The organism is Pseudomonas wadenswilerensis, from assembly GCF_900497695.1.
Lineage (GTDB): Bacteria > Pseudomonadota > Gammaproteobacteria > Pseudomonadales > Pseudomonadaceae > Aquipseudomonas > Aquipseudomonas wadenswilerensis.
This window is the reverse complement of the sequence record NZ_UIDD01000003.1, coordinates 1-24290: the sequence shown is the minus strand read 5'-3', so window position 1 is coordinate 24290 and position 24290 is coordinate 1. Positions and strand designations below refer to the sequence as shown.

Genomic DNA, 24290 nt, shown 5'->3' with positions numbered 1-24290 from the left:
CTATTTACTTGCGACGACGGACGATCATGTTGTCGGTACGCTTATTACCACGAGTCTTCGCGCCCTTAGTCGGGAAGCCCCATGGCGATACCGGATGACGACCACCGGAGGTACGACCTTCACCACCACCATGTGGGTGGTCAACCGGGTTCATGGCAACACCACGAACGGTTGGGCGAACGCCACGCCAGCGTTTGGCACCGGCTTTACCCAGCGAACGCAGGCTGTGCTCGGAGTTCGAGACTTCACCCAGGGTCGCACGGCATTCAGCCAGGACTTTACGCATTTCACCAGAGCGCAGACGCAGGGTCACATAGACACCTTCGCGAGCGATCAGCTGAGCCGAAGCACCAGCGGAACGAGCGATCTGTGCACCTTTGCCCGGCTTCAGTTCGATGCCGTGAATGGTGCTACCCACTGGGATGTTGCGCAGTTGCAGGGAGTTGCCTGGCTTGATTGGAGCCAGAGCGCCTGCGATCAGCTGGTCGCCAGCAGCAACGCCTTTAGGGGCGATGATGTAGCGGCGCTCGCCGTCTGCGTAGCACAGCAGTGCGATGTGAGCAGTACGGTTTGGATCGTATTCGATACGCTCGACAGTGGCGACGATGCCATCTTTGTCGTTGCGACGGAAATCGACCATACGGTAATGCTGCTTATGACCACCACCTACGTGACGAGTAGTGATACGGCCATTGTTGTTACGACCACCAGACTTCGATTTCTTCTCGAGCAGCGGTGCGTGAGGAGCGCCTTTATGCAGCTCCTTGTTGACCACCTTGACCACGAAACGGCGGCCAGGGGAAGTCGGTTTGCATTTAACGATTGCCATGATGCACCCCTTCCTTACTCAGCACTGCTGCTGAAATCGAGATCTTGGCCTGGCTGAAGCGAAACGATCGCTTTCTTCCAGTCATTGCGCTTGCCCAGACCACGTGCGGTACGCTTGGTTTTACCCAGAACGTTTACAGTCGACACGTTTTCGACTTTTACGCCGAACAGGCCTTCGACAGCTTTCTTGATTTCCAGCTTGGTTGCGTCAGTAGCAACCTTGAATACGAACTGGCCTTTTTTCTCAGCCAGAACGGTAGCCTTCTCGGAAACATGCGGGCCAAGGAGGACTTTAAATACGCGTTCCTGGTTCATCCCAGCAGCTCCTCGAATTTCTTCACGGCCGACACAGTGATCAACACTTTGTCGTATGCGATCAGACTGACCGGATCGGAACCCTGTACGTCACGTACGTCGACGTGCGGCAGGTTACGAGCAGCCAGGTACAGGTTCTGATCAACAGCGTCCGAAACGATCAGTACGTCGCTCAGACCCATGCCGTTCAGCTTGTTCAGCAGATCTTTGGTTTTCGGTGCTTCAACAGCGAAGTCCTGAACCACGACCAGACGGTCGGTACGCACCAGCTCAGCGAGGATGGAACGCATTGCTGCGCGGTACATCTTCTTGTTGAGCTTCTGCGAGTGATCCTGAGGACGAGCTGCGAAAGTGGTACCACCGCCACGCCAGATTGGGCTACGGATAGTACCGGCACGAGCACGGCCAGTGCCTTTCTGACGCCATGGGCGCTTACCGCCACCAGCAACGTCGGAACGGGTTTTCTGCTGCTTGGTGCCTTGACGGCCGCCGGCCATATAGGCCACGACTGCTTGGTGTACCAGCGTCTCGTTGAATTCGCCGCCGAAAGTCAGTTCGGAAACTTCGATCGCTTGAGCGTCATTTACATTTAGTTGCATGTCAGCTTCCCCTTAACCGCGAGCCTTGGCAGCCGGACGCACAACCAGATCGCTGCCAGTTGCGCCTGGAACGGCACCCTTGACCAGCAACAGATTGCGTTCAGCGTCGACGCGCACTACTTCGAGGGACTGAACGGTCACGCGCTCGGCGCCCATGTGACCGGACATTTTCTTGCCCTTGAATACACGACCAGGAGTCTGGCACTGGCCGATAGAGCCCGGGACGCGGTGGGAGACGGAGTTACCGTGGGTGTTATCTTGACCGCGGAAATTCCAACGCTTGATGGTACCGGCAAAGCCTTTACCCTTGGACTGGCCGGTAACGTCTACCAGCTGACCTGCAGCGAAGATTTCAGCGTTGATCGAATCACCGGCCTGGAACTCACCTTCTTCAAGGCGGAATTCCCAGACACCGCGACCCGCGGCAACGTTCGCCTTGGCGAAGTGACCAGCTTGAGCAGCAGTCACACGCGAAGCGCGACGCTCACCGACAGTGACTTGCACTGCACGATAGCCATCGGTTTCTTCAGTTTTGAACTGGGTGACGCGATTCGGCTCGATCTCAATGACCGTGACCGGAATGGAGACACCTTCTTCGGTGAAAATACGGGTCATACCGCATTTACGACCGACTACACCAATAGTCATGTTGTAAACCTCATGAGTGTACGGGGCTTTCACCCGCTATGGCCGCCCATTTCAGAGCGTTACACGACTAAGACCGTGTCTTAGCCGAGGCTGATCTGCACTTCCACACCGGCCGCAAGATCAAGCTTCATAAGAGCATCAACGGTTTTATCCGTTGGCTGGACGATGTCCAGAACGCGCTTATGAGTACGGATCTCGTACTGGTCACGCGCGTCTTTGTTGACGTGCGGGGAGACCAGAACGGTGAACCGCTCTTTACGGGTAGGCAGTGGAATTGGACCACGCACTTGAGCACCAGTACGTTTCGCGGTTTCCACGATTTCCTGGGTGGATTGGTCGATCAGGCGATGGTCAAAAGCCTTCAACCTGATACGGATTTGCTGATTTTGCATTGGATTTCAGACTCCAGGCTGCTATTCCCACCGGGCGCACTACGCCCGTTAAAAGGAGGCGTGATTCTATAGAGGGCCCCACTGAGTGTCAACCCAATAAAAAAGCCCCCGCTGAGCGGGGGCCTTTTTAAGCGATCAACGATTACTCGATGATTTTGGCTACGACGCCGGCGCCGACGGTACGACCGCCTTCACGGATAGCGAAACGCAGACCGTCTTCCATCGCGATGGTCTTGATCAGGGTAACAGTCATTTGAATGTTGTCACCTGGCATTACCATTTCAACGCCTTCTGGCAGCTCGCAGTTACCAGTCACGTCAGTAGTACGGAAGTAGAACTGTGGACGGTAGCCTTTGAAGAACGGAGTATGACGGCCGCCTTCTTCCTTGCTCAGAACGTAAACTTCTGCGGTGAACTTGGTGTGCGGCTTGACCGAACCTGGCTTGACCAGAACCTGGCCACGCTCAACGTCGTCACGCTTGGTGCCGCGCAGCAGCACGCCGCAGTTCTCGCCAGCACGACCTTCGTCCAGCAGCTTGCGGAACATCTCAACACCGGTGCAGGTGGTGGTGGTGGTGTCACGCAGACCAACGATTTCCAGGGCGTCTTGAACGCGGACGATACCACGCTCGATACGACCGGTAACAACGGTACCACGACCCGAGATCGAGAATACGTCTTCGATTGGCATCAGGAACGGCTTGTCGATAGCGCGCTCAGGCTCTGGGATGTAGGCATCCAGAGTCTCAACCAGCTTCTTGACAGCGGTGGTGCCCATTTCGTTGTCGTCTTTGCCTTCCAGCGCCATACGAGCCGAACCGATGATGATCGGAGTGTCGTCGCCTGGGAAGTCATAGGTGGACAGCAGGTCGCGAACTTCCATCTCGACCAGTTCCAGCAGCTCAGCGTCGTCTACCAGGTCAGCCTTGTTCAGGAAGACCACGATGTACGGAACGCCAACCTGACGGGACAGCAGGATGTGCTCACGGGTTTGTGGCATCGGACCATCGGCGGCCGAGCAAACCAGGATCGCGCCGTCCATCTGGGCAGCACCGGTGATCATGTTCTTCACGTAGTCAGCGTGACCTGGGCAGTCGACGTGAGCGTAGTGACGAATCTTCGAGTTGTACTCGACGTGTGCGGTGTTGATGGTGATACCGCGAGCTTTCTCTTCTGGAGCGCTGTCGATCTTGTCGAAGTCAACAACGGCCGAACCGAAAACTTCGGAGCAGACGCGAGTCAGAGCTGCGGTCAGAGTGGTTTTACCGTGGTCAACGTGACCGATGGTGCCAACGTTGACGTGCGGAAGGGAACGATCAAATTTTTCTTTAGCCACGACAGTGAACCTCTTGCCTAAAGGGCTGGATTAGCCTTGTTTTTTAACGAGTGCTTCGACGATATTCGACGGAGCTTCGGCGTATTTGGAGAATTCCATGGAGTAGCTCGCGCGACCCTGAGACATGGAACGAACGTCGGTCGCATAACCGAACATTTCTCCGAGCGGAACTTCAGCACGGACAACCTTGCCGGACACCGAATCTTCCATACCCTGGATCAGACCACGACGACGGTTCAGGTCACCCATCACGTCACCCATGTAGTCCTCAGGGGTCACAACTTCTACCTTCATGATCGGCTCAAGCACTTTACCGCCGCCTTTGGCAGCCAGTTGCTTGGTCGCCATGGAGGCCGCCACCTTGAACGCCATCTCGTTGGAGTCGACGTCGTGGTAGGAACCATCAAACACGGTTGCCTTCAGGCCGATCAGCGGATAGCCGGCAACAATGCCGTTCTTCATCTGCTCTTCGATACCCTTCTGGATCGCCGGGATGTATTCCTTAGGAACCACACCACCTACAACCTCGTTGGTGAATTCCAGGCCTTCGGTGATGTTGCCTTGTGCGTCCACTGTTGGCTGCGAGAAGCGAATCCAGCAGTGACCGAACTGACCGCGACCACCGGACTGACGAACGAACTTACCTTCGATCTCGACGTTGTCCTTGGTGATCTGCTCGCGGTACGAAACCTGCGGCTTACCGATGTTGGCTTCGACGTTGAACTCGCGCTTCATGCGGTCAACGAGGATGTCCAGGTGAAGCTCGCCCATACCGGAGATGATGGTCTGGCCGGTTTCTTCGTCGGTCTTGACGCGGAACGACGGGTCTTCCTGAGCCAGCTTGCCCAGTGCGATACCCATCTTTTCCTGGTCTTGCTTGGTCTTCGGCTCAACAGCAACCGAGATCACAGGCTCCGGGAAGTCCATACGCTCGAGGATGATCGGCTTGTCGGCGTTGCACAGGGTGTCACCAGTGGTGACGTCCTTCATGCCGATCAGAGCAGCGATGTCGCCTGCCAGTACTTCTTTGATCTCTTCACGCTGGTTGGCGTGCATCTGCACCATACGACCAACGCGCTCTTTCTTGCCTTTGACCGAGTTGATCACGGAGTCGCCAGACTGCAGCATGCCCGAGTAAACGCGCACGAAAGTCAGGGTACCCACGAACGGGTCGGTAGCAATCTTGAACGCCAGAGCCGAGAACGGCTCGTTGTCGTCGGCGTGACGCTCGTCGTAGTCGGCCTCGACCAGCTCGTCCTTCGGCTTCTCGATCAGGTCAGGGTGAATACCCTTGATCGCAGGAATCTCGGTCGGAGCAGGCAGGAAGTCGATAACGGCGTCGAGAACCAGGGGAACACCCTTGTTCTTGAACGACGAACCGCAGACGGCCGGAACGATCTCGCTGGCCAGGGTGCGCGCACGCAGACCGGCTTTGATCTCTTCGACCGACAGCTCACCTTCTTCAAGGTACTTGTTCATCAGCTCTTCGTTGGCTTCGGCAGCAGCTTCTACCATGTTCGCGCGCCATTCTTCGGCCAGCTCGAGCATGTCCGCAGGAATCTCTTCCTCACGGTAGGTAGTGCCTTTGTCGTCGTCGTTCCAGTAGATAGCCTTCATCTTGATCAGGTCGACCTGACCCTGGAAGTTATCTTCCGAACCGATGGCCAGCTGAACAGGAACCGGGGTGTGACCCAGACGGTTCTTGATCTGACCTACGACGCGCAGGAAGTTGGCGCCAGCACGGTCCATCTTGTTCACGTAAACAACACGTGGAACGCCGTATTTGTTGGCTTGACGCCATACGGTTTCGGACTGAGGCTCAACACCGGAGGTGCCGCAGAAAACAACGACCGCGCCGTCGAGTACGCGCAGCGAACGTTCTACTTCAATGGTGAAGTCAACGTGGCCGGGGGTATCGATGACGTTTACGCGATAGTTGTCATACTGACCTTTGGAGCCCTTCCAGAAGGTGGTGACAGCAGCGGAGGTAATGGTAATACCCCGCTCCTGCTCCTGCACCATCCAGTCGGTGGTCGCGGCGCCGTCATGCACCTCGCCCATCTTGTGGCTCAGGCCTGTGTAGAACAGGATCCGCTCGGTAGTGGTAGTTTTGCCCGCGTCAACGTGCGCGCAAATACCAATGTTACGGTAGCGGTTGATTGGTGTAGTACGAGCCATAGAGCCCTCGCAAAAATAGTGATGCCTGAATTAGAAGCGGTAGTGCGAGAACGCTTTGTTGGCTTCGGCCATACGGTGTACGTCTTCACGCTTCTTGACTGCAGCACCCTTGCCTTCAGCAGCATCCAGCAGCTCGCCGGCCAGGCGCAGAGCCATGGACTTCTCGCCACGCTTGCGGGCGTAGTCTACCAACCAGCGCATTGCCAGGGCGTTACGACGGGATGGACGAACTTCAACAGGAACCTGGTAAGTGGCACCGCCAACACGGCGCGACTTAACTTCGACCAGCGGAGCGATGGCGTCGAGAGCTTTCTCGAAGATTTCCAGGGGATCGCTGTTCTTGCGTTCTTTGACCTTGTCCAGCGCACCGTAAACGATACGCTCGGCAACGGCTTTCTTGCCGCTTTCCATCACGTGGTTCATGAACTTGGCGAGGATCTGGCTTCCGTATTTTGGATCGTCCAGAATCTCACGCTTGGCTGCTACACGACGTCTTGGCATTGATAAGCCCTCAAACGGTCTTCAGGTTAGCCCGGGACAGTGCCCCCTAAGGGTGCGTGCCCGACCTTACTCTTATCGACTCAATAAAATGAATAACTGCAAACTGCTGCAAACGGCCGATTACTTCGGACGCTTGGTACCGTACTTCGAACGACCTTGGTTACGACCTTTGACGCCGGAGGTATCCAGGGAGCCGCGAACGGTGTGGTAACGAACACCTGGCAAGTCTTTTACACGGCCGCCACGAATCAGGACGACGCTGTGCTCTTGCAGGTTGTGGCCTTCACCGCCGATGTACGAGGAAACCTCGAAACCGTTGGTCAGACGCACACGGCAAACTTTACGCAGTGCCGAGTTAGGTTTTTTCGGCGTGGTGGTGTACACACGGGTGCACACGCCACGACGTTGCGGGCAGTTCTGCAGCGCAGGAACGTCGGATTTCTCGACGATACGCTTACGCGGCTGACGTACCAGCTGGTTGATAGTTGCCATCTACTAGCTCCACTGTTGTCTTGCGACGCTATTGTCTTGCAAGAAAAGCAAAAATTGGCAGGACGGAGTCCCACCAAATTTAGGGGTACAAGAGTCTAAAGAGGATCTTGCCCCCAGTCAAGACAAGGCCCCGGCCCTCCCCTTCCGGTCATCGGCAACAAATTATGTCGCCGATGACCAAAACAGGTTTGCCGGGGCCCTATCCTACTTTCAGTTACCGCTGGAATTCAGCGCTTCGGTCAGTGCGGCTTCCACCTCACTGGCACTTACGCGCAGCGGTTTGTCGGCATCACGGCGACGCTTGCGCTCGCTGTGGTAGGCCAGACCGGTACCGGCCGGGATCAGACGACCCACGACCACGTTTTCTTTCAGGCCGCGCAGGTAATCGCGCTTGCCGGTTACCGCCGCTTCGGTCAGTACTCGAGTGGTTTCCTGGAAGGAAGCCGCCGAGATGAACGATTCGGTGGACAGCGAGGCCTTGGTGATACCCAGCAGTACGCGAGTGAACTTGGAGACAAACTTGTCTTCCGCGCCAAGGCGCTCGTTCTCTACCAGTACATGGGTCAGTTCCATCTGGTCGCCCTTGATGAAGCTGGAGTCACCCGACTCGGCAATCTCGACCTTGCGCAGCATCTGACGCAGGATGGTTTCGATGTGCTTGTCGTTGATCTTAACGCCTTGCAGACGGTAAACGTCCTGAATCTCGTTGACGATGTACTTGGCCAGCGCGCTGACACCCAGCAGACGCAGGATGTCGTGCGGATCGCTCGGACCGTCGGAGATAACTTCGCCGCGGTTCACTTGCTCGCCTTCGAAGACGTTCAGGTGACGCCACTTTGGAATCAGCTCTTCGTACGGATCGCTACCGTCGTTCGGGGTGATGACCAGACGGCGCTTGCCCTTGGTCTCTTTACCGAAGGCGATGGTGCCGCTGACTTCAGCCAGAATCGAGGCTTCTTTCGGACGACGGGCTTCGAACAAGTCGGCAACCCGCGGCAGACCACCGGTGATGTCACGGGTCTTCGACGTTTCTTGCGGGATACGCGCGATAACGTCACCGACGCCGATCTGGGCACCGTCAGCCACACCGACCAGGGCGTTGGCCGGCAGGAAGTACTGAGCCGGTACGTCGGTACCTGGCAGCAGCAGATCCTTGCCATTGGCGTCGACCATCTTGATTGCAGGACGGATTTCCTTGCCTGCAGCCGGACGGTCTTTGACGTCCAGAACTTCAATGTTGGTCAAACCAGTCAATTCGTCAGTCTGACGCTTGATGGTGATGCCTTCTTCCATGCCCACGAAGGTCACGGTACCTTTCATCTCGGTAACGATCGGGTGGGTGTGCGGGTCCCACTTGGCGACGATTGCGCCAGCGTCGACCTTGTCGCCTTCCTTCACCGAAATGACCGCACCGTAAGGCAGCTTGTAACGCTCGCGCTCACGACCGAATTCGTCGGCAATCGCCAACTCACCGGAACGCGATACGGCGACCAGGTTACGGTCGGCACGCTCAACGTGCTTCAGGTTATGCAGGCGAACCATACCGCCGTTCTTCACCTGGACGCTGTCGGCAGCCGAGGTCCGGCTTGCAGCACCACCGATGTGGAATGTACGCATGGTCAGCTGGGTACCCGGCTCACCGATCGACTGGGCAGCGATAACGCCGACCGCTTCACCGATGTTCACCTGGTGACCACGCGCCAGGTCACGACCGTAGCACTTGGCGCAGATGCCGTAGCGGGTTTCGCAGCTGATCGGCGAACGCACGATCACTTCGTCGATGCTGTTCAGCTCGATGAACTCGACCCACTTCTCGTCGACCAGGGTACCGGCCGGAACGATAACGTCGTCGGTGCCTGGCTTGAACACGTCACGGGCGATAACACGACCCAGTACACGCTCACCCAGCGGCTCTACAACGTCGCCGCCTTCAATGTGCGGCGTCATCAGCAGGCCTTGCTCGGTGCCGCAGTCGATCTCGGTCACGACCAGATCCTGGGCAACGTCTACCAGACGACGAGTCAGGTAACCGGAGTTCGCGGTTTTCAACGCGGTATCCGCAAGACCCTTACGAGCACCGTGAGTCGAGATGAAGTACTGGAGTACGCTCAGACCTTCACGGAAGTTCGCGGTGATCGGCGTCTCGATGATCGAGCCGTCCGGCTTGGCCATCAGACCACGCATACCGGCCAGCTGACGAATCTGAGCTGCCGAACCCCGGGCACCGGAGTCAGCCATCATGTACATCGAGTTGAAGGACTCTTGCTCGACTTCGTCGCCATTGCGGTCGATGACCTTCTCTTTCGAGAGGTTGGCCATCATCGCCTTGGAAACTTCGTCGTTCGCCTTGGACCACAAGTCGATGACTTTGTTGTACTTCTCGCCCTGGGTTACCAGGCCGGAGGCGTACTGGCTCTCGATCTCTTTCACTTCGTCGGTGGCAGCACCGATGATGCGGGCTTTTTCATCCGGGATAACGAAGTCGTTAACACCGATGGAAACGCCGGAGATGGTCGAGTAGGCAAAACCGGTATACATCAGCTGGTCAGCGAAGATCACGGTCTCTTTCAGACCAACCACGCGGTAGCACTGGTTGATCAGCTTGGAGATCGCCTTTTTCTTCATTGGCTGGTTGACCACGTCGTACGACAGACCTGGTGGAACAACCTGGAACAGCAGTGCACGGCCGACAGTGGTGTCGACGATACGGGTGTTCTTGACGCTGCCGCCATCACGATCGTTTACGGTTTCGTTGATACGAACCTTGATCTTGGCGTGCAGGGCAGCTTCGCCGGCACGGAATACCCGGTCGACTTCCTGCAGGTCAGCGAATACGCGACCTTCGCCCTTGGCGTTGATGGCTTCACGGGTCATGTAGTACAGACCCAGTACAACGTCCTGCGACGGAACGATGATTGGCTCACCGTTGGCTGGCGACAGGATGTTGTTGGTCGACATCATCAGCGCGCGCGCTTCGAGCTGGGCTTCCAGCGTCAGCGGCACGTGAACGGCCATCTGGTCACCGTCGAAGTCGGCGTTGTACGCAGCACAGACCAACGGGTGCAGCTGGATAGCCTTACCTTCGATCAGTACCGGTTCAAACGCCTGGATGCCCAGACGGTGAAGGGTCGGTGCACGGTTGAGCAGTACGGGGTGTTCGCGAATCACTTCGGCGAGAACGTCCCAAACCTCTGGCAGCTCACGCTCGACCATTTTCTTGGCGGCCTTGATGGTGGTCGCCAGACCACGCATTTCCAGCTTGCCGAAAATGAACGGCTTGAACAGCTCGAGAGCCATCTTCTTCGGCAGACCGCACTGGTGCAGACGCAGGGTCGGACCTACGGTAATTACCGAACGGCCGGAGTAGTCAACACGCTTACCGAGCAAGTTCTGACGGAAACGACCTTGCTTACCCTTGATCATGTCGGCCAGGGACTTCAGAGGACGCTTGTTCGAGCCGGTGATGGCACGACCGCGACGGCCGTTATCCAGCAAGGCGTCGACCGCTTCCTGCAGCATGCGCTTTTCGTTGCGCACGATGATGTCCGGCGCGGACAGGTCGAGCAGGCGCTTCAGACGGTTGTTACGGTTGATCACCCGACGATACAGGTCGTTCAGGTCGGAAGTCGCGAAGCGACCGCCATCCAGCGGAACCAATGGACGCAGGTCTGGCGGCAGAACCGGCAGAACGGTCAGGACCATCCACTCAGGCAGGTTGCCCGAGCCCTGGAAGGCCTCCATCAGTTTCAGACGCTTGGACAGCTTCTTGATCTTGGTTTCCGAGTTGGTCTGCGGAATCTCTTCGCGCAGGCGACCGATCTCGTGCTCCAGGTCGATAGCGTGCAGCAGCTCGCGGACAGCCTCGGCACCCATGCGGGCGTCGAAGTCGTCACCGAACTCTTCCAGCGCTTCGAAGTACTGCTCGTCGTTGAGCAGCTGGCCTTTTTCCAGGGTGGTCATGCCCGGGTCGATAACGACATAGCTCTCGAAGTAGAGAACGCGCTCGATATCACGCAGGGTCATGTCCATCAGCAGGCCGATACGCGACGGCAGCGATTTCAGGAACCAGATGTGGGCAACCGGCGAAGCCAGTTCGATGTGCGCCATGCGCTCACGACGAACCTTGGCCAGGGCGACTTCAACGCCGCACTTCTCGCAGATCACGCCGCGGTGTTTCAGGCGCTTGTACTTACCGCACAGGCACTCGTAGTCCTTGACTGGGCCAAAGATCTTGGCGCAGAACAGGCCGTCACGCTCAGGCTTGAACGTACGGTAGTTGATGGTTTCCGGTTTTTTAACTTCACCGAACGACCACGAACGGATCATCTCAGGCGAGGCCAATCCGATACGGATGGCGTCGAACTCTTCGACTTGACCCTGGTTTTTCAGCAAATTCAGTAGGTCTTTCAAGGCCTTTCCTCCTGGCGGAGCAGGGAGCGGGCTTTTCAGCCACGCTCCCGATTCGCGTCACGTGTTATTCGGTTTCCAGATCGATATCGATACCGAGCGAACGAATCTCTTTGATCAACACGTTGAAGGACTCGGGCATGCCCGGCTCCATACGGTGATCGCCGTCCACGATGTTTTTGTACATCTTGGTCCGACCGTTCACATCGTCCGACTTCACTGTGAGCATTTCTTGCAGGGTGTATGCCGCGCCGTATGCTTCCAGCGCCCACACTTCCATCTCCCCGAAACGCTGACCACCGAACTGCGCCTTACCACCCAGCGGCTGCTGGGTAACCAGGCTGTAAGAACCAGTGGAACGCGCGTGCATCTTGTCGTCCACCAAGTGGTTCAGCTTGAGCATGTACATGTAACCAACGGTCACATGACGCTCGAACTTGTTACCAGTACGACCGTCGAACAGCTGCATCTGACCGCTTTCTGGCATGTCTGCCAGTTTCAGCATGGCCTTGATCTCGCTTTCCTTGGCACCGTCGAAGACTGGAGTGGCCATTGGCACACCGCCTTTGAGGTTCTTCGCCAGGTCCAGGATCTCCTGGTCGGAGAAAGTCTCCAGCTCTTCCTGACGACCACCGATCTCGTTGTAGATCTCGGTGAGGAACTTGCGCAGCTCGATGACCTTGCGCTGCTCTTCGAGCATGCGGTTGATCTTCTCGCCCAGACCTTTGGCCGCCAGGCCCAGGTGGGTTTCGAGGATCTGACCAACGTTCATACGCGATGGTACACCCAGCGGGTTGAGTACCACGTCGACCGGAGTACCGTTGGCGTCGTGCGGCATGTCTTCGACCGGCATGATCACCGAGACCACACCTTTGTTACCGTGACGACCGGCCATCTTGTCGCCCGGCTGGATGCGACGACGGATTGCCAGGTAGACCTTGACGATCTTCAGTACGCCCGGTGCCAGGTCATCGCCCTGCTGCAGCTTGCGCTTCTTGTCTTCGAACTTGTCGTCCAGCAGACGGCGACGATCAACGATGTAGGCCTGGGCCTTCTCGAGCTGCTCGTTCAGCGCGTCTTCGGCCATGCGCAGTTTGAACCACTGGCCGTGCTCCAGACCGTCCAGGACTTCGTTGGTGATCACAGTGCCTTTCTTCAGGCCTGCACCACCGTCGACAACCTGGCCGTTCAGGGCCGAACGCAGACGCTCGAAGGTTGCGCCTTCGACGATGCGGAACTCTTCGTTGAGGTCCTTGCGGATCTCGTCCAGCTGCATCTTCTCGATGGACAGCGCACGGCTGTCGCGCTCGACGCCATCACGGGTGAAGACCTGTACGTCGATGACAGTACCTTTGGTGCCGGTAGGCACGCGCAGGGAGGTGTCTTTAACGTCGCTGGCCTTCTCACCGAAGATCGCGCGCAGCAGTTTTTCTTCCGGAGTCAGCTGGGTTTCGCCTTTTGGCGTGACCTTGCCGACCAGGATGTCGCCAGCGCCAACTTCAGCACCAACATAGACGATACCAGCTTCGTCCAGCTTGTTCAGCGCAGCTTCACCGACGTTCGGGATGTCCGCGGTGATTTCCTCTGGGCCAAGCTTGGTGTCACGGGCCACACAGGTCAGTTCCTGGATGTGGATCGTGGTGAAGCGGTCTTCCTGAACCACACGCTCGGACAGGCAGATGGAGTCTTCGAAGTTGAAGCCGTTCCACGCCATGAACGCGATGCGCATGTTCTGACCCAGTGCCAGTTCACCCATATCGGTGGACGGGCCGTCGGCCATGATGTCGCCACGCTGAACCGCGTCACCCTTGTTCACCAGCGGACGCTGGTTGATGCAGGTGTTCTGGTTCGAACGGGTGTACTTGGTCAGGTTGTAGATGTCGACACCGGCTTCACCGGTTTCAACTTCGTCATCGGCAACGCGAACAACGATACGGCTGGCATCGACGGAGTCGATCACGCCACCACGACGGGCCACGACGCAAACGCCGGAGTCACGGGCAACGTTGCGCTCCATGCCGGTACCGACCAGCGGCTTGTCGGCGCGCAGGGTTGGTACAGCCTGACGCTGCATGTTCGAACCCATCAACGCACGGTTGGCGTCGTCGTGCTCGAGGAACGGAATCAGCGACGCTGCAACCGAAACTACCTGCTTCGGCGAAACGTCCATCAGGGTGACGTCTTCCGGCGCCTTGACGGTGAATTCGTTCAGGTGACGAACAGCTACCAGCTCGTCGATCAGGTGCTTCTTCTCGTTCATCGTGGCCGAAGCCTGGGCGATGACGTGATCAGCTTCTTCGATCGCCGACAGGAACACGATGTCGTCGGTAACCACGCCTTCTTTCACCACGCGGTACGGGCTTTCCAGGAAGCCGTACTGGTTGGTGCGAGCGTACGCAGCCAGGGAGTTGATCAGACCGATGTTCGGACCTTCAGGGGTCTCGATCGGGCACACACGGCCGTAGTGGGTCGGGTGTACGTCACGGACTTCGAAGCCTGCGCGCTCACGGGTCAGACCACCAGGGCCGAGTGCGGAGACACGACGCTTGTGGGTGATCTCGGACAGCGGGTTGTTCTGGTCCATGAACTGCGAGAGCTGGCTGGAGCCGAAGAACTCTTTCACCGCCGCCGCAACCGGCTTGGCGTTGATCAGGTCCTGAGGCATCAGGCCTTCGCTTTCAGCCATCGACAGACGCTCTTTGACCGCGCGCTCTACACGCACCAGGCCAACGCGGAACTGGTTCTCGGCCATCTCGCCGACACAACGGACGCGACGGTTACCCAGATGGTCGATGTCGTCGACGATACCTTTGCCGTTACGGATGTCGACCAGGGTCTTGAGGACCTCGACGATATCTTCCTTGCTCAGCACGCCCGAACCTTCGATCTCGGTACGACCGATACGACGGTTGAACTTCATGCGGCCAACGGCCGACAGGTCGTAACGTTCGGCGCTGAAGAACAGGTTGTTGAACAGGGTCTCGGCGGCATCCTTGGTTGGCGGCTCGCCAGGACGCATCATGCGATAGATCTCGACCAGCGCTTCCAGTTGGTTGCTGGTGGAGTCGATCTTCAGGGTATCCGAGATGAACGGACCGCAGTCGATGTCGTTGGTGTACAGGGTCTCGATGCGAACAACCTGAGCCTTGGCGATCTTCACCAGGGCGTCGGTGGTCAGCTCGGTGTTGCACTCAGCCAGGATCTCGCCGGTAGCCGGGTGCACGATCGCCTTGGCGGTAGTGCGGCCCAGGACGTATTCCAGCGGAACGTCCAGCTGCTTGACGCCAGCTTTTTCCAGCTGGTTGATGTGGCGAGCGGTGATACGACGACCTTGCTCGACAATGACCTTGCCGGTTTCGTCATGAATATCCATGACCGCAACTTCACCACGCAGGCGCTGAGGCACCAGCTCCAGGCTGAGCTTCTCGCCCGACACGTGGAACACGTTGGTGGTGTAGAAAGCATCCAGCACTTCTTCAGTGCTGTAGCCCAGCGCGCGCAGCAGAACCGACGCAGGCAGTTTACGACGACGGTCGATACGGACGAATACACAGTCTTTCGGATCGAACTCGAAGTCCAGCCACGAACCGCGGTAAGGAATGATCCGCGCCGAGTACAGCAGTTTGCCAGAGCTGTGCGTCTTGCCGCGGTCGTGATCGAAGAACACGCCCGGCGAACGGTGCAGCTGGGAAACGATAACACGCTCGGTACCGTTGATTACGAAGGTACCGTTTTCAGTCATCAGGGGAATTTCACCCATGTAGACTTCTTGCTCTTTGATGTCCTTGATCGCTTTGTTCGACGACTCTTTGTCGAAAATGATCAGGCGGACTTTTACCCGCAGCGGAACCGCATAGGTCACGCCACGCAGTACGCATTCTTTGACATCAAAAGCCGGTTCGCCCAGACGATAGCCAACGTACTCCAGGGCAGCATTGCCGGAGTAGCTGATGATCGGGAAAACCGATTTGAAGGCCGCATGCAGGCCCACGTCGCGGAACTGATCTTTGGTCGCTCCCGCTTGCAAGAATTCACGATACGAATCCAGCTGGATGGCCAGGAGGTAAGGCACATCCATGACGTCCGGCAACTTGCTAAAGTCCTTGCGGATACGTTTTTTCTCAGTGTATGAGTAAGCCATCAGCGTTCCCCAGCTTGGTCACCTGCTTGTTTGGCTTCTCCCGACGGGAGCAGCCAGAAAATCGTGCAAACCCCATGGTTTGCGCCACCATCATTGGTGGTTGCAGCTCGTTATCGGCGCCGACCTGGTCAGCTGCCAATAACGGAAAAAGGCCGGTGGCAAGAGCCACCAGCCATCAGCCTTTCGCTTATCGCTCGGGCTGGAGACGCACAGTCGAAATTACTTCAGTTCGACGGTAGCGCCTGCTGCTTCCAGGTCAGCTTTAGCTTTGTCAGCGGCTTCTTTCGAAACGCCTTCAGCAACAACCTGAGGAGCGGTATCAACCTTTTCCTTGGCTTCTTTCAGGCCCAGGCCGGTCAGTTCACGAACAGCCTTGATCACGTTTACTTTCTTGTCGCCAGCGGCAACCAGAACAACGTTGAACTCGGTTTGTTCTTCAACAACGGCAGCGGCAGCAGCTGGGCCGGCAGCGGCAACAGCAGCGGTAACACCGAAGGTTTCTTCCATTGCTTTGATCAGCTCAACAACTTCCAGAACGGTTTTCTGGCCGATTGCTTCGATGATTTGCTCGTTAGTCAGAGACATGACTTAAATCCTGTATTGGGGTGACAGCCTACGCAGCCATCAAATTAAACGTATGATTTCGAAAGTGCTTTCTGCGCCTTAGGCTGCAGCAGCTTCTTTCTGGTCGCGAACGGCTGCCAAAGTACGAGCCAGCTTGCTGGTAGCGCCTTGGATCACGCTCATCAGCTTCGCAATGGCCTCGTCGCGGGTCGGCAGGGAAGCCAACACGTCGATCTGGTTTGCGGCAAGGAACTTGCCGTCGAACGCAGCTGCCTTGATCTCGAACTTGCTCTGACCCTTGGCGAATTCTGCGAACAGACGGGCAGCAGCGCCCGGGTGTTCGTTGGAGAATGCGATCAGGGTAGGGCCAGTGAAGGCGTCGTTGAGGACACTGAATTCAGTGTCAGCAACAGCGCGCTTGAGCAGGGTGTTACGTACAACACGTACGTAAACGCCAGCTTCACGAGCCTCTTTACGGAGTCCGGTCATTGCGCCTACAGTCACGCCACGGGCATCAGCCACGACAGCAGACAGAGCGACTTTGGCAGCCTCGTTGACTTCAGCGACGATGGCCTTCTTGTCTTCGAGTTTAATTGCCACGGGTAAAACTCCTGCTTGTTACCGTTTCATCCAGCCGGAGCCGGATGTCGTTTTGGTGTCTGATTCGGTAAGGAACCAGGGGCACCATCTGCGTAGGCTTGTGGTTTAAGACTTGCGTCGCCTACGGTCTTGGATAGCCCCCGCCAGGCAGGGACCCCAATTTTTTCAACCTGGTGCGATCGCTCGCACCGGGTTTTGTCTTACGCGTTCAGCGAGCTCTGGTCGATGACCAGACCTGGGCCCATGGTGGTGCTCAGGGTAACGCGCTTGACGTAGATACCTTTCGAGGAAGCTGGCTTGATGCGCTTCAGATCAGCGATCAGGGCTTCAACGTTTTCCTTCAGCTTGCCAGCTTCAAAGCCGACTTTGCCAACGGAGGTGTGGATGATGCCGTTTTTGTCGGTGCGATAACGAACCTGACCAGCCTTGGCGTTTTTAACCGCGGTGGCTACGTCTGGAGTTACGGTACCGACTTTCGGGTTAGGCATCAGGCCGCGAGGACCCAGAACCTGACCCAGCTGACCTACAACACGCATTGCGTCCGGGGAAGCAATAACGACGTCATAGTTCAGGTCGCCGCCTTTCATTTCGGCAGCCAGATCGTCCATACCAACGCGGTCAGCGCCGGCAGCCAGAGCGGCTTCAGCAGCAGGACCCTGGGTGAAGACAGCTACACGTACGGTCTTGCCAGTGCCGTGTGGCAGCACGGTAGCGCTACGAACGACCTGGTCGGATTTACGTGGGTCAACACCGAGGTTGACAGCAACGTCGAAGGATTCGCTGAACTTCACGGTGGACAGTTCGGCCAGCAGCACTGCTGCGTCTTCGAAGTTGTAGACTTTGCCTGCTTCGATTTTCGAAGCAATGGCCTTTTGGCGCTTGGTCAGCTTAGCCATTACACACCCTCCACGTTGAGGCCCATGCTGCGAGCAGAACCGGCGATGGTTCGCACGGCTGCATCCATGTCAGCAGCAGTCAGATCAGCCTGTTTGGTCTTGGCGATCTCTTCCAGCTGAGCACGGGTCACAGTACCGACTTTAACGGTGTTCGGACGTGCAGAACCGCTGGTCAGGCCAGCTGCTTTCTTCAGCAGAACCGAAGCAGGGGTGCTTTTGGTTTCGAAGGTGAAACTGCGGTCACTGTAAACAGTGATGATCACAGGAGTCGGCAGACCGGCTTCTTGACCCTGAGTACGGGCGTTGAAGGCCTTGCAGAATTCCATGATGTTCACACCGTGTTGACCCAGTGCTGGACCAACGGGTGGGCTTGGGTTGGCCTGGCCGGCCTTTACTTGCAGCTTGATGTAAGCCTGAATCTTCTTAGCCATGAGCTACTCCAATATCGGGTACGAACGCCTGAAGGCTCCCCGGATTACTTGCGTTTTATCCCAGTGACGACAAAACCCCGCAGCACATAGGGCTGCGGGGTATGGGATGCTTTGTTCGGCTAGACCTTCTCGACCTGGCTGAACTCGAGCTCTACCGGGGTAGAGCGACCGAAAATAAGCACGGCCACTTGGATCCGGCTCTTCTCGTAGTTAACTTCTTCAACGGTACCGTTGAAATCAGCGAACGGACCGTCGATAACGCGGACCACTTCGCCCGGCTCGAACAAAGTCTTCGGCTTCGGCTTATCGCTGCCATCGGCAACGCGACGCAGAATGGCTTCAGCTTCTTTGTCGGTGATGGGTGCAGGCTTGTCTGCAGTACCACCGATGAAGCCCATGACACGAGGAGTATCCTTGACCAAGTGCCAAGTCCCTTCGTTCATGTCCATTTGGACCAGCACATAACCCGGGAAGAACTTACGCTCGCTTTTGCGCTTCTGGCCATTGCGCATCTCAACCACTTCTTCAGTGGGGACCAGAATCTCGCCGAAGCCATCTTCCATGCCAGCCAGCTTTACGCGCTCGATCAGCGAGCGCATTACATGCTTCTCGTAACCCGAGTAAGCATGCACAACGTACCAACGCTTAGCCACGGGACACCCTTAGCCAACAATCAAGGAAATCAACCAACCCAGCAGGGAGTCGAGACCCCACAGCAGCAACGCCATAACCAGGACAACCGCCACTACGATGAGCGTGGTCTGCGTGGTTTCTTGGCGGGTTGGCCATACGACTTTACGAATCTCGGTGCGAGCTTCCTTTGCCAGCGCAAAGAACGACTTGCCTTTGGCAGTCTGCAGGGCAACGAAGCCAGCTACAGCAGCAAGAGCAAGCAGTGCAAGTACGCGATACAGAATCGGCGAGGCGGAGTAATACTGGTTACCCACAACACCAACGACTACCAAAGCGACAACAGCCAGCCACTTGAGCAGATCAAAACGAGAGTCTTGGGCTTCAGCCTTGGGAGTCATCTAGGAAAATCCTGTGAAAAGAAAGCCAGACACACGAGGTGAATCTGGCAGGTCAGGAGGGAATCGAACCCCCAACCTACGGTTTTGGAGACCGTCGCTCTGCCAATTGAGCTACTGACCTAAAAGCTTATCAGGCCGACCATTATGTCGGCCTGATCGAGAGAAATCAACTACTTATTCGATAATCTTTGCTACGACACCAGCACCGACGGTACGACCGCCTTCACGGATAGCGAAACGCAGACCGTCTTCCATCGCGATGGTCTTGATCAGGGTAACAGTCATTTGAATGTTGTCACCTGGCATTACCATTTCAACGCCTTCTGGCAGCTCGCAGTTACCAGTCACGTCAGTAGTACGGAAGTAGAACTGTGGACGGTAGCCTTTGAAGAACGGAGTATGACGGCCGCCTTCTTCCTTGCTCAGAACGTAAACTTCTGCGGTGAACTTGGTGTGCGGCTTGACCGAACCTGGCTTGACCAGAACCTGGCCACGCTCAACGTCGTCACGCTTGGTGCCGCGCAGCAGCACGCCGCAGTTCTCGCCAGCACGACCTTCGTCCAGCAGCTTGCGGAACATCTCAACACCGGTGCAGGTGGTGGTGGTGGTGTCACGCAGACCAACGATTTCCAGGGCGTCTTGAACGCGGACGATACCACGCTCGATACGACCGGTAACAACGGTACCACGACCCGAGATCGAGAATACGTCTTCGATTGGCATCAGGAACGGCTTGTCGATAGCGCGCTCAGGCTCTGGGATGTAGGCATCCAGAGTCTCAACCAGCTTCTTGACAGCGGTGGTGCCCATTTCGTTGTCGTCTTTGCCTTCCAGCGCCATACGAGCCGAACCGATGATGATCGGAGTGTCGTCGCCTGGGAAGTCATAGGTGGACAGCAGGTCGCGAACTTCCATCTCGACCAGTTCCAGCAGCTCAGCGTCGTCTACCAGGTCAGCCTTGTTCAGGAAGACCACAATGTACGGAACGCCAACCTGACGGGACAGCAGGATGTGCTCACGGGTTTGTGGCATCGGACCATCGGCGGCCGAGCAAACCAGGATCGCGCCGTCCATCTGGGCAGCACCGGTGATCATGTTCTTCACGTAGTCAGCGTGACCTGGGCAGTCGACGTGAGCGTAGTGACGAATCTTCGAGTTGTACTCGACGTGTGCGGTGTTGATGGTGATACCGCGAGCTTTCTCTTCTGGAGCGCTGTCGATCTTATCGAAGTCAACAACGGCCGAACCGAAAACTTCGGAGCAGACGCGGGTCAGCGCTGCGGTCAGCGTGGTCTTGCCATGGTCGACGTGACCAATGGTGCCGACGTTCACGTGCGGCAGACTACGATCGAACTTTTCCTTAGCCATCGAGACAATCCTCAGCAAGAAGAAATAAGCAAGTCAATACGACCATTAAAACAAAGGCAGATATTTTCATATCTGCCTTAGTTATATGGAGCTCTTGAGCGGATTTGAACCGCTGACCTCACCCTTACCAAGGGTGTGCTCTACCAACTGAGCTACAAGAGCGTAACACTGTGCAACAACCGTAAACTTGGAGCGGGTAGCGGGAATCGAACCCGCATCATCAGCTTGGAAGGCTGAGGTTCTACCACTAAACTATACCCGCGGAGCTTGCGGCTCTCGCTAAAACTGGTGGAGGGAGAAGGATTCGAACCTTCGAAGCTCTCGCAACGGATTTACAGTCCGTCCCCTTTGACCGCTCGGGAATCCCTCCAGATTTGGCCGGCATTCTATGCAGAATGCCGATCCAGTGTCAAGCTCTTTTTCAAATTTTTTCAATCAAATCTGAAACTTAGCTGCTTTGACACCGCCTCCAGCTCTACCACCTGAGTGGTGTTCCCTGTGAAGCGGGCGCCATTCTATCAAGCTATTCGCCAGTTGCAATACCCTCGCACAACATTATTTTATGTTTTAAGTCTTTGAAATCATGGGAAAGTGTCCCAAGCACGGTTTGGTCCAGCAAACGCTGGCTCTGGGGCGCGATCTGCAGCCACAAACCAGTGCTATCACCCAGGCGGCCGGTCACCGGAACAGCAGCAATATCCAGGGTCAGCAAGCGCTGACGCAGTGCCTTTACCTGATCCTGGCCCGCCAGGCCGCCTACGTAGAGGCATTCCTGGCCACGCTCGGGCGCCGTTTTACCCTTGCTCGACTCGCTCAGCAGACGAATATCCTGCTGATTTCCCTTATACAGCGACAACGGCGCCACTTCCTTGGCCTTCAACGGCGCTTCCTGCTGGTGCCAGACGTAATAAAAGACATTGAGCACCACCAACAACAGAAACAACCAACGCATAGGCACCTCAATCCAGGGGACAAGCCATGGCCAGACCAACGAACACCAGGTCCGGCACCACCCGGGCCTGTGGCGCGGTCTCCTGCACCAGGAGCGCATCGCCCCCGGTTAGCAGCACGGTGAAATCATCACCCCACAGTCCCTGAGCGTATTCGAGCTGCGAGCGAACAAAGCCCTGCAGCATATGCACGCAACCACGCTCCACCGCCTCGACAGTAGAACGCCCAGGCGCCAGGCTCGACAATGCCCGTTCAGCCGAAGCATCGTCATAGCGGATACGCCGGGTGTGGGTACGCAGCTGACTGCGCATCAACGGCATGCCCGGGCAAATGAAACCACCCAGATGCTCGCCGTCGGCAGATACGAAGTCGGCCTTGGCCGCCGTACCAAAATCCATGACCAGGCAAGCGCCGCCCGCCAAGTGATACCCCCCCAGGAGCGCAAGCCAACGATCCAGGCCAAGGCGCTGGAAGTCTTCGTAACCATTACGCACGCCACAGACCTCTTTGGCCGGCTGCGCCACGACAACATTCAGGCCAAAGTGCTGAGCGAGCAGCGCCGAAAGACCGGCAGTCTCCTCTTCACTTCTGACACTGACCAGGCGGCAGCGCCTGGGCGCCTCAGGGAGCGCCATGACAGCCGCTACCAGGGCCTGATCGGAGTCCACTATGCCGCCGGCAGCCACAGCACCCTGCGCAGCATGGATTACCCGCCACTTGATAAAGCTGTTGCCACAATCGAGCTCAAGAATCATCACGCAACCTCAAACTGAGCTCACCACCGCTAAAGCTCTTCTCAACACCATCAACCTCGAGGCGCAACGCCCCTTGCCGGTCAATGCCTAGAACAATTCCGTCAATCCGGTTGACTCCGGCAATCAGGGACACCGCAGCCCCCTGCCACAGATGGGATTGTTCCCATTCGGCCTGGAACGCGGCGAAACCGGATTGCCGATGGCGCTGCAGATCCTGCTGCAGGTTCTGACTGAGCGCAGCCACCAGCTTATTACGATCGACTGCCACCCCTGTCTCACGACGCACAGACGTCCACAGCTGATCGATCTGCTCGTTGACCTGCATGTTGACGTTGATACCAATCCCCAGCACGACGTGACAGACGTCCGCGGGATCTCCAACCAGCTCCAGGAGGATGCCAGCGATTTTCTGATTGTTTACCAGAACATCATTCGGCCATTTCAGTCCCGCGCTGGCAACACCAAAGGCCTGCAGCGTACGCATTACCGCCAGGCCAACCACAAGGCTCAAACCTTCCAGCTGGCGCATGCCGCCTTCAATACGTAGCACCAGGCTGTAGTACAGGTTTTCCGCGAATGGGCTGACCCACTGCCGGCCACGCCGACCACGCCCGGCCGCCTGACGCTCAGCCAGCACCAGGAACGGCGCAGCCTGGCCTTCGCTGATCGAGCGCAGGGCCTGGGCGTTGGTCGAGTCGATGGATTCGAATATCAACACTGGCCACTGTTCACCTTGGGAAAGCTCGGCTAATGCCGACTCTTCCAGCAACGACAGCGGCGTGGCCAACTGATAGCCGCGGCCACGGACTTTATGAATGGGCAGGTTCAGCTCAGCCTCAAGAAGCTGCAATTGCTTCCAGACAGCGGCGCGACTGACGCCCAAGGCTGCGCCCAGGTCTTGCCCGGAATGGAACCGGCCATCCTTGAGGAGCTTCAACAACTTCAGCATGCCAATCTCGACTCACAATGAGGAGGGCATGATAGCCATGCAGGTGGGGATTGCATAGAAAACTGAGTTGCGGAAGCGGCAGCAGGAGCGCACAGAGGAAAATGCCAGAAAGACAAAACCCCTACCTGCGTACGCAGATAGGGGTTTCGGAATTTAATCTTGACGATGACCTACTCTCACATGGGGAAACCCCACACTACCATCGGCGATGCATCGTTTCACTACTGAGTTCGGGATGGGATCAGGTGGTTCCAATGCTCTATGGTCGTCAAGAAATTCTGTTGCCAGAAGGTCTTGTTAGACACTCCAGCGAATCGGGTATGTGATGTTTGTGAGTTACAAATTCTCGGCTTTGCAGTCTTCACTACCGCAATTTGGCCTGCTCTTTATTTAGGAGCAGCAAATTGCTTGGGTGTTATATGGTCAAGCCTCACGGGCAATTAGTATTGGTTAGCTCAACGCCTCACAGCGCTTACACACCCAACCTATCAACGTCGTAGTCTTCGACGGCCCTTCAGGGAGCTCAAGGCTCCAGTGAGATCTCATCTTGAGGCAAGTTTCCCGCTTAGATGCTTTCAGCGGTTATCTCTTCCGAACATAGCTACCCGGCAATGCCACTGGCGTGACAACCGGAACACCAGAGGTTCGTCCACTCCGGTCCTCTCGTACTAGGAGCAGCCCCTCTCAAATCTCAAACGTCCACGGCAGATAGGGACCGAACTGTCTCACGACGTTCTAAACCCAGCTCGCGTACCACTTTAAATGGCGAACAGCCATACCCTTGGGACCGGCTTCAGCCCCAGGATGTGATGAGCCGACATCGAGGTGCCAAACACCGCCGTCGATATGAACTCTTGGGCGGTATCAGCCTGTTATCCCCGGAGTACCTTTTATCCGTTGAGCGATGG

21 protein-coding genes, 4 tRNA genes and 2 rRNA genes are annotated in these 24290 nt (G+C 56.9%); all 27 read right to left on the bottom strand.

Annotated elements, in window-relative coordinates:
• Positions 1-4 precede the first annotated feature (4 nt).
• On the bottom strand, positions 5-829 hold the full coding sequence (gene rplB / locus CCOS864_RS03415) for a 50S ribosomal protein L2 (protein WP_038606161.1): 825 nt from the start codon (positions 827-829) through the stop codon (positions 5-7).
• A 14-nt stretch (positions 830-843) separates the two neighbouring features.
• A complete protein-coding gene (gene rplW, locus CCOS864_RS03410) occupies positions 844-1143 on the bottom strand; it encodes a 50S ribosomal protein L23 (protein ID WP_010220306.1) in 300 nt (99 codons plus the stop codon).
• Positions 1140-1742, bottom strand: a complete 603-nt coding sequence (gene rplD, locus CCOS864_RS03405) for a 50S ribosomal protein L4 (RefSeq protein ID WP_010220305.1) — start codon at positions 1740-1742, stop codon at positions 1140-1142. The genes rplW and rplD overlap by 4 nt, the downstream gene beginning before the upstream one ends.
• 12 nt (positions 1743-1754) lie before the next feature.
• The gene (rplC, locus tag CCOS864_RS03400) at positions 1755-2390 is read right to left on the bottom strand and encodes a 50S ribosomal protein L3 (RefSeq protein WP_010220304.1); all 636 of its coding nucleotides are present in this window, start codon (positions 2388-2390) and stop codon (positions 1755-1757) included.
• 80 nt (positions 2391-2470) lie between these two features.
• Positions 2471-2782 carry a 30S ribosomal protein S10 gene (gene rpsJ / locus CCOS864_RS03395; RefSeq protein WP_003186070.1) on the bottom strand — a complete coding sequence of 104 codons (312 nt, stop codon included), beginning with the start codon at positions 2780-2782 and terminating at the stop codon, positions 2471-2473.
• A 142-nt stretch (positions 2783-2924) separates the two neighbouring features.
• Positions 2925-4118: an elongation factor Tu gene (gene tuf / locus CCOS864_RS03390; protein WP_115085064.1), complete on the bottom strand. Its 1194-nt coding sequence runs from the start codon at positions 4116-4118 to the stop codon at positions 2925-2927.
• A gap of 30 nt (positions 4119-4148) precedes the next feature.
• Positions 4149-6296 carry an elongation factor G gene (gene fusA, locus CCOS864_RS03385; RefSeq protein WP_115085068.1) on the bottom strand — a complete coding sequence of 716 codons (2148 nt, stop codon included), beginning with the start codon at positions 6294-6296 and terminating at the stop codon, positions 4149-4151.
• A 30-nt stretch (positions 6297-6326) separates the two neighbouring features.
• Entirely contained in the window at positions 6327-6797 is a 471-nt protein-coding gene (rpsG, locus tag CCOS864_RS03380) for a 30S ribosomal protein S7 (RefSeq protein ID WP_008089143.1), read from the bottom strand.
• A 120-nt stretch (positions 6798-6917) separates the two neighbouring features.
• On the bottom strand, positions 6918-7289 hold the full coding sequence (gene rpsL, locus CCOS864_RS03375) for a 30S ribosomal protein S12 (RefSeq protein ID WP_003186084.1): 372 nt from the start codon (positions 7287-7289) through the stop codon (positions 6918-6920).
• Positions 7290-7499: 210 nt separating this feature from the next.
• On the bottom strand, positions 7500-11699 hold the full coding sequence (rpoC, locus tag CCOS864_RS03370; RefSeq protein ID WP_115085067.1) for a DNA-directed RNA polymerase subunit beta': 4200 nt from the start codon (positions 11697-11699) through the stop codon (positions 7500-7502).
• A gap of 64 nt (positions 11700-11763) precedes the next feature.
• Positions 11764-15837, bottom strand: coding sequence for a DNA-directed RNA polymerase subunit beta (rpoB, locus tag CCOS864_RS03365; RefSeq protein ID WP_115085066.1), 4074 nt, complete (start codon positions 15835-15837; stop codon positions 11764-11766).
• A 219-nt stretch (positions 15838-16056) separates the two neighbouring features.
• The gene (gene rplL / locus CCOS864_RS03360) at positions 16057-16422 is read right to left on the bottom strand and encodes a 50S ribosomal protein L7/L12 (RefSeq protein WP_043861936.1); all 366 of its coding nucleotides are present in this window, start codon (positions 16420-16422) and stop codon (positions 16057-16059) included.
• A 78-nt stretch (positions 16423-16500) separates the two neighbouring features.
• A complete protein-coding gene (rplJ, locus tag CCOS864_RS03355; RefSeq protein WP_045190247.1) occupies positions 16501-17001 on the bottom strand; it encodes a 50S ribosomal protein L10 in 501 nt (166 codons plus the stop codon).
• A gap of 200 nt (positions 17002-17201) precedes the next feature.
• On the bottom strand, positions 17202-17897 hold the full coding sequence (rplA, locus tag CCOS864_RS03350; protein WP_038606147.1) for a 50S ribosomal protein L1: 696 nt from the start codon (positions 17895-17897) through the stop codon (positions 17202-17204).
• Positions 17897-18328: a 50S ribosomal protein L11 gene (rplK, locus tag CCOS864_RS03345; protein ID WP_115085065.1), complete on the bottom strand. Its 432-nt coding sequence runs from the start codon at positions 18326-18328 to the stop codon at positions 17897-17899. Before rplK ends, rplA begins: the two co-directional genes overlap by 1 nt.
• Before the next feature lie 119 nt (positions 18329-18447).
• Entirely contained in the window at positions 18448-18981 is a 534-nt protein-coding gene (gene nusG, locus CCOS864_RS03340) for a transcription termination/antitermination protein NusG (RefSeq protein ID WP_010220294.1), read from the bottom strand.
• Between the two features lie 9 nt (positions 18982-18990).
• On the bottom strand, positions 18991-19359 hold the full coding sequence (secE, locus tag CCOS864_RS03335) for a preprotein translocase subunit SecE (protein ID WP_045202238.1): 369 nt from the start codon (positions 19357-19359) through the stop codon (positions 18991-18993).
• A gap of 45 nt (positions 19360-19404) precedes the next feature.
• Positions 19405-19480, bottom strand: a tRNA-Trp gene (locus CCOS864_RS03330).
• 53 nt (positions 19481-19533) lie between these two features.
• Positions 19534-20727, bottom strand: coding sequence for an elongation factor Tu (tuf, locus tag CCOS864_RS03325; protein ID WP_115085064.1), 1194 nt, complete (start codon positions 20725-20727; stop codon positions 19534-19536).
• 86 nt (positions 20728-20813) lie between these two features.
• Positions 20814-20889, bottom strand: a tRNA-Thr gene (locus CCOS864_RS03320).
• 26 nt (positions 20890-20915) lie between these two features.
• Positions 20916-20989: transfer RNA gene (locus CCOS864_RS03315), tRNA-Gly, on the bottom strand.
• Between the two features lie 24 nt (positions 20990-21013).
• A tRNA-Tyr gene (locus CCOS864_RS03310) sits at positions 21014-21097 on the bottom strand.
• A gap of 153 nt (positions 21098-21250) precedes the next feature.
• Positions 21251-21679, bottom strand: a complete 429-nt coding sequence (locus tag CCOS864_RS03305) for a hypothetical protein (RefSeq protein WP_115085063.1) — start codon at positions 21677-21679, stop codon at positions 21251-21253.
• A gap of 7 nt (positions 21680-21686) precedes the next feature.
• Positions 21687-22433, bottom strand: coding sequence for a pantothenate kinase (locus CCOS864_RS03300; RefSeq protein WP_115085062.1), 747 nt, complete (start codon positions 22431-22433; stop codon positions 21687-21689).
• The gene (birA, locus tag CCOS864_RS03295) at positions 22423-23382 is read right to left on the bottom strand and encodes a bifunctional biotin--[acetyl-CoA-carboxylase] ligase/biotin operon repressor BirA (protein ID WP_115085061.1); all 960 of its coding nucleotides are present in this window, start codon (positions 23380-23382) and stop codon (positions 22423-22425) included. Before birA ends, CCOS864_RS03300 begins: the two co-directional genes overlap by 11 nt.
• A 157-nt stretch (positions 23383-23539) precedes the next feature.
• Positions 23540-23655, bottom strand: a 5S ribosomal RNA gene (rrf, locus tag CCOS864_RS03290).
• Between the two features lie 146 nt (positions 23656-23801).
• Positions 23802-24290 (bottom strand): 23S ribosomal RNA (locus tag CCOS864_RS03285); the annotation flags it as partial.

Coding starts and splice junctions, on each gene's coding strand:
- rplD (WP_010220305.1), bottom strand. CDS start 1,742: ATGCAACTAAATGTAAATGACGCTCAAGCGATCGAAGTTTCCGAACTG.
- rpsJ (WP_003186070.1), bottom strand. CDS start 2,782: ATGCAAAATCAGCAAATCCGTATCAGGTTGAAGGCTTTTGACCATCGC.
- rpoB (WP_115085066.1), bottom strand. CDS start 15,837: ATGGCTTACTCATACACTGAGAAAAAACGTATCCGCAAGGACTTTAGC.
- rplL (WP_043861936.1), bottom strand. CDS start 16,422: ATGTCTCTGACTAACGAGCAAATCATCGAAGCAATCGGCCAGAAAACC.
- secE (WP_045202238.1), bottom strand. CDS start 19,359: ATGACTCCCAAGGCTGAAGCCCAAGACTCTCGTTTTGATCTGCTCAAG.
- birA (WP_115085061.1), bottom strand. CDS start 23,382: ATGCTGAAGTTGTTGAAGCTCCTCAAGGATGGCCGGTTCCATTCCGGG.
- rpsL (WP_003186084.1), bottom strand. CDS start 7,289: ATGGCAACTATCAACCAGCTGGTACGTCAGCCGCGTAAGCGTATCGTC.
- rplK (WP_115085065.1), bottom strand. CDS start 18,328: ATGGCTAAGAAGATTCAGGCTTACATCAAGCTGCAAGTAAAGGCCGGC.
- rplB (WP_038606161.1), bottom strand. CDS start 829: ATGGCAATCGTTAAATGCAAACCGACTTCCCCTGGCCGCCGTTTCGTG.
- rplW (WP_010220306.1), bottom strand. CDS start 1,143: ATGAACCAGGAACGCGTATTTAAAGTCCTCCTTGGCCCGCATGTTTCC.
- tuf (WP_115085064.1), bottom strand. CDS start 20,727: ATGGCTAAGGAAAAGTTCGATCGTAGTCTGCCGCACGTGAACGTCGGC.
- rplC (WP_010220304.1), bottom strand. CDS start 2,390: ATGACTATTGGTGTAGTCGGTCGTAAATGCGGTATGACCCGTATTTTC.
- rplA (WP_038606147.1), bottom strand. CDS start 17,897: ATGGCTAAGCTGACCAAGCGCCAAAAGGCCATTGCTTCGAAAATCGAA.
- CCOS864_RS03305 (WP_115085063.1), bottom strand. CDS start 21,679: ATGCGTTGGTTGTTTCTGTTGTTGGTGGTGCTCAATGTCTTTTATTAC.
- rpsG (WP_008089143.1), bottom strand. CDS start 6,797: ATGCCAAGACGTCGTGTAGCAGCCAAGCGTGAGATTCTGGACGATCCA.
- fusA (WP_115085068.1), bottom strand. CDS start 6,296: ATGGCTCGTACTACACCAATCAACCGCTACCGTAACATTGGTATTTGC.
- CCOS864_RS03300 (WP_115085062.1), bottom strand. CDS start 22,433: ATGATTCTTGAGCTCGATTGTGGCAACAGCTTTATCAAGTGGCGGGTA.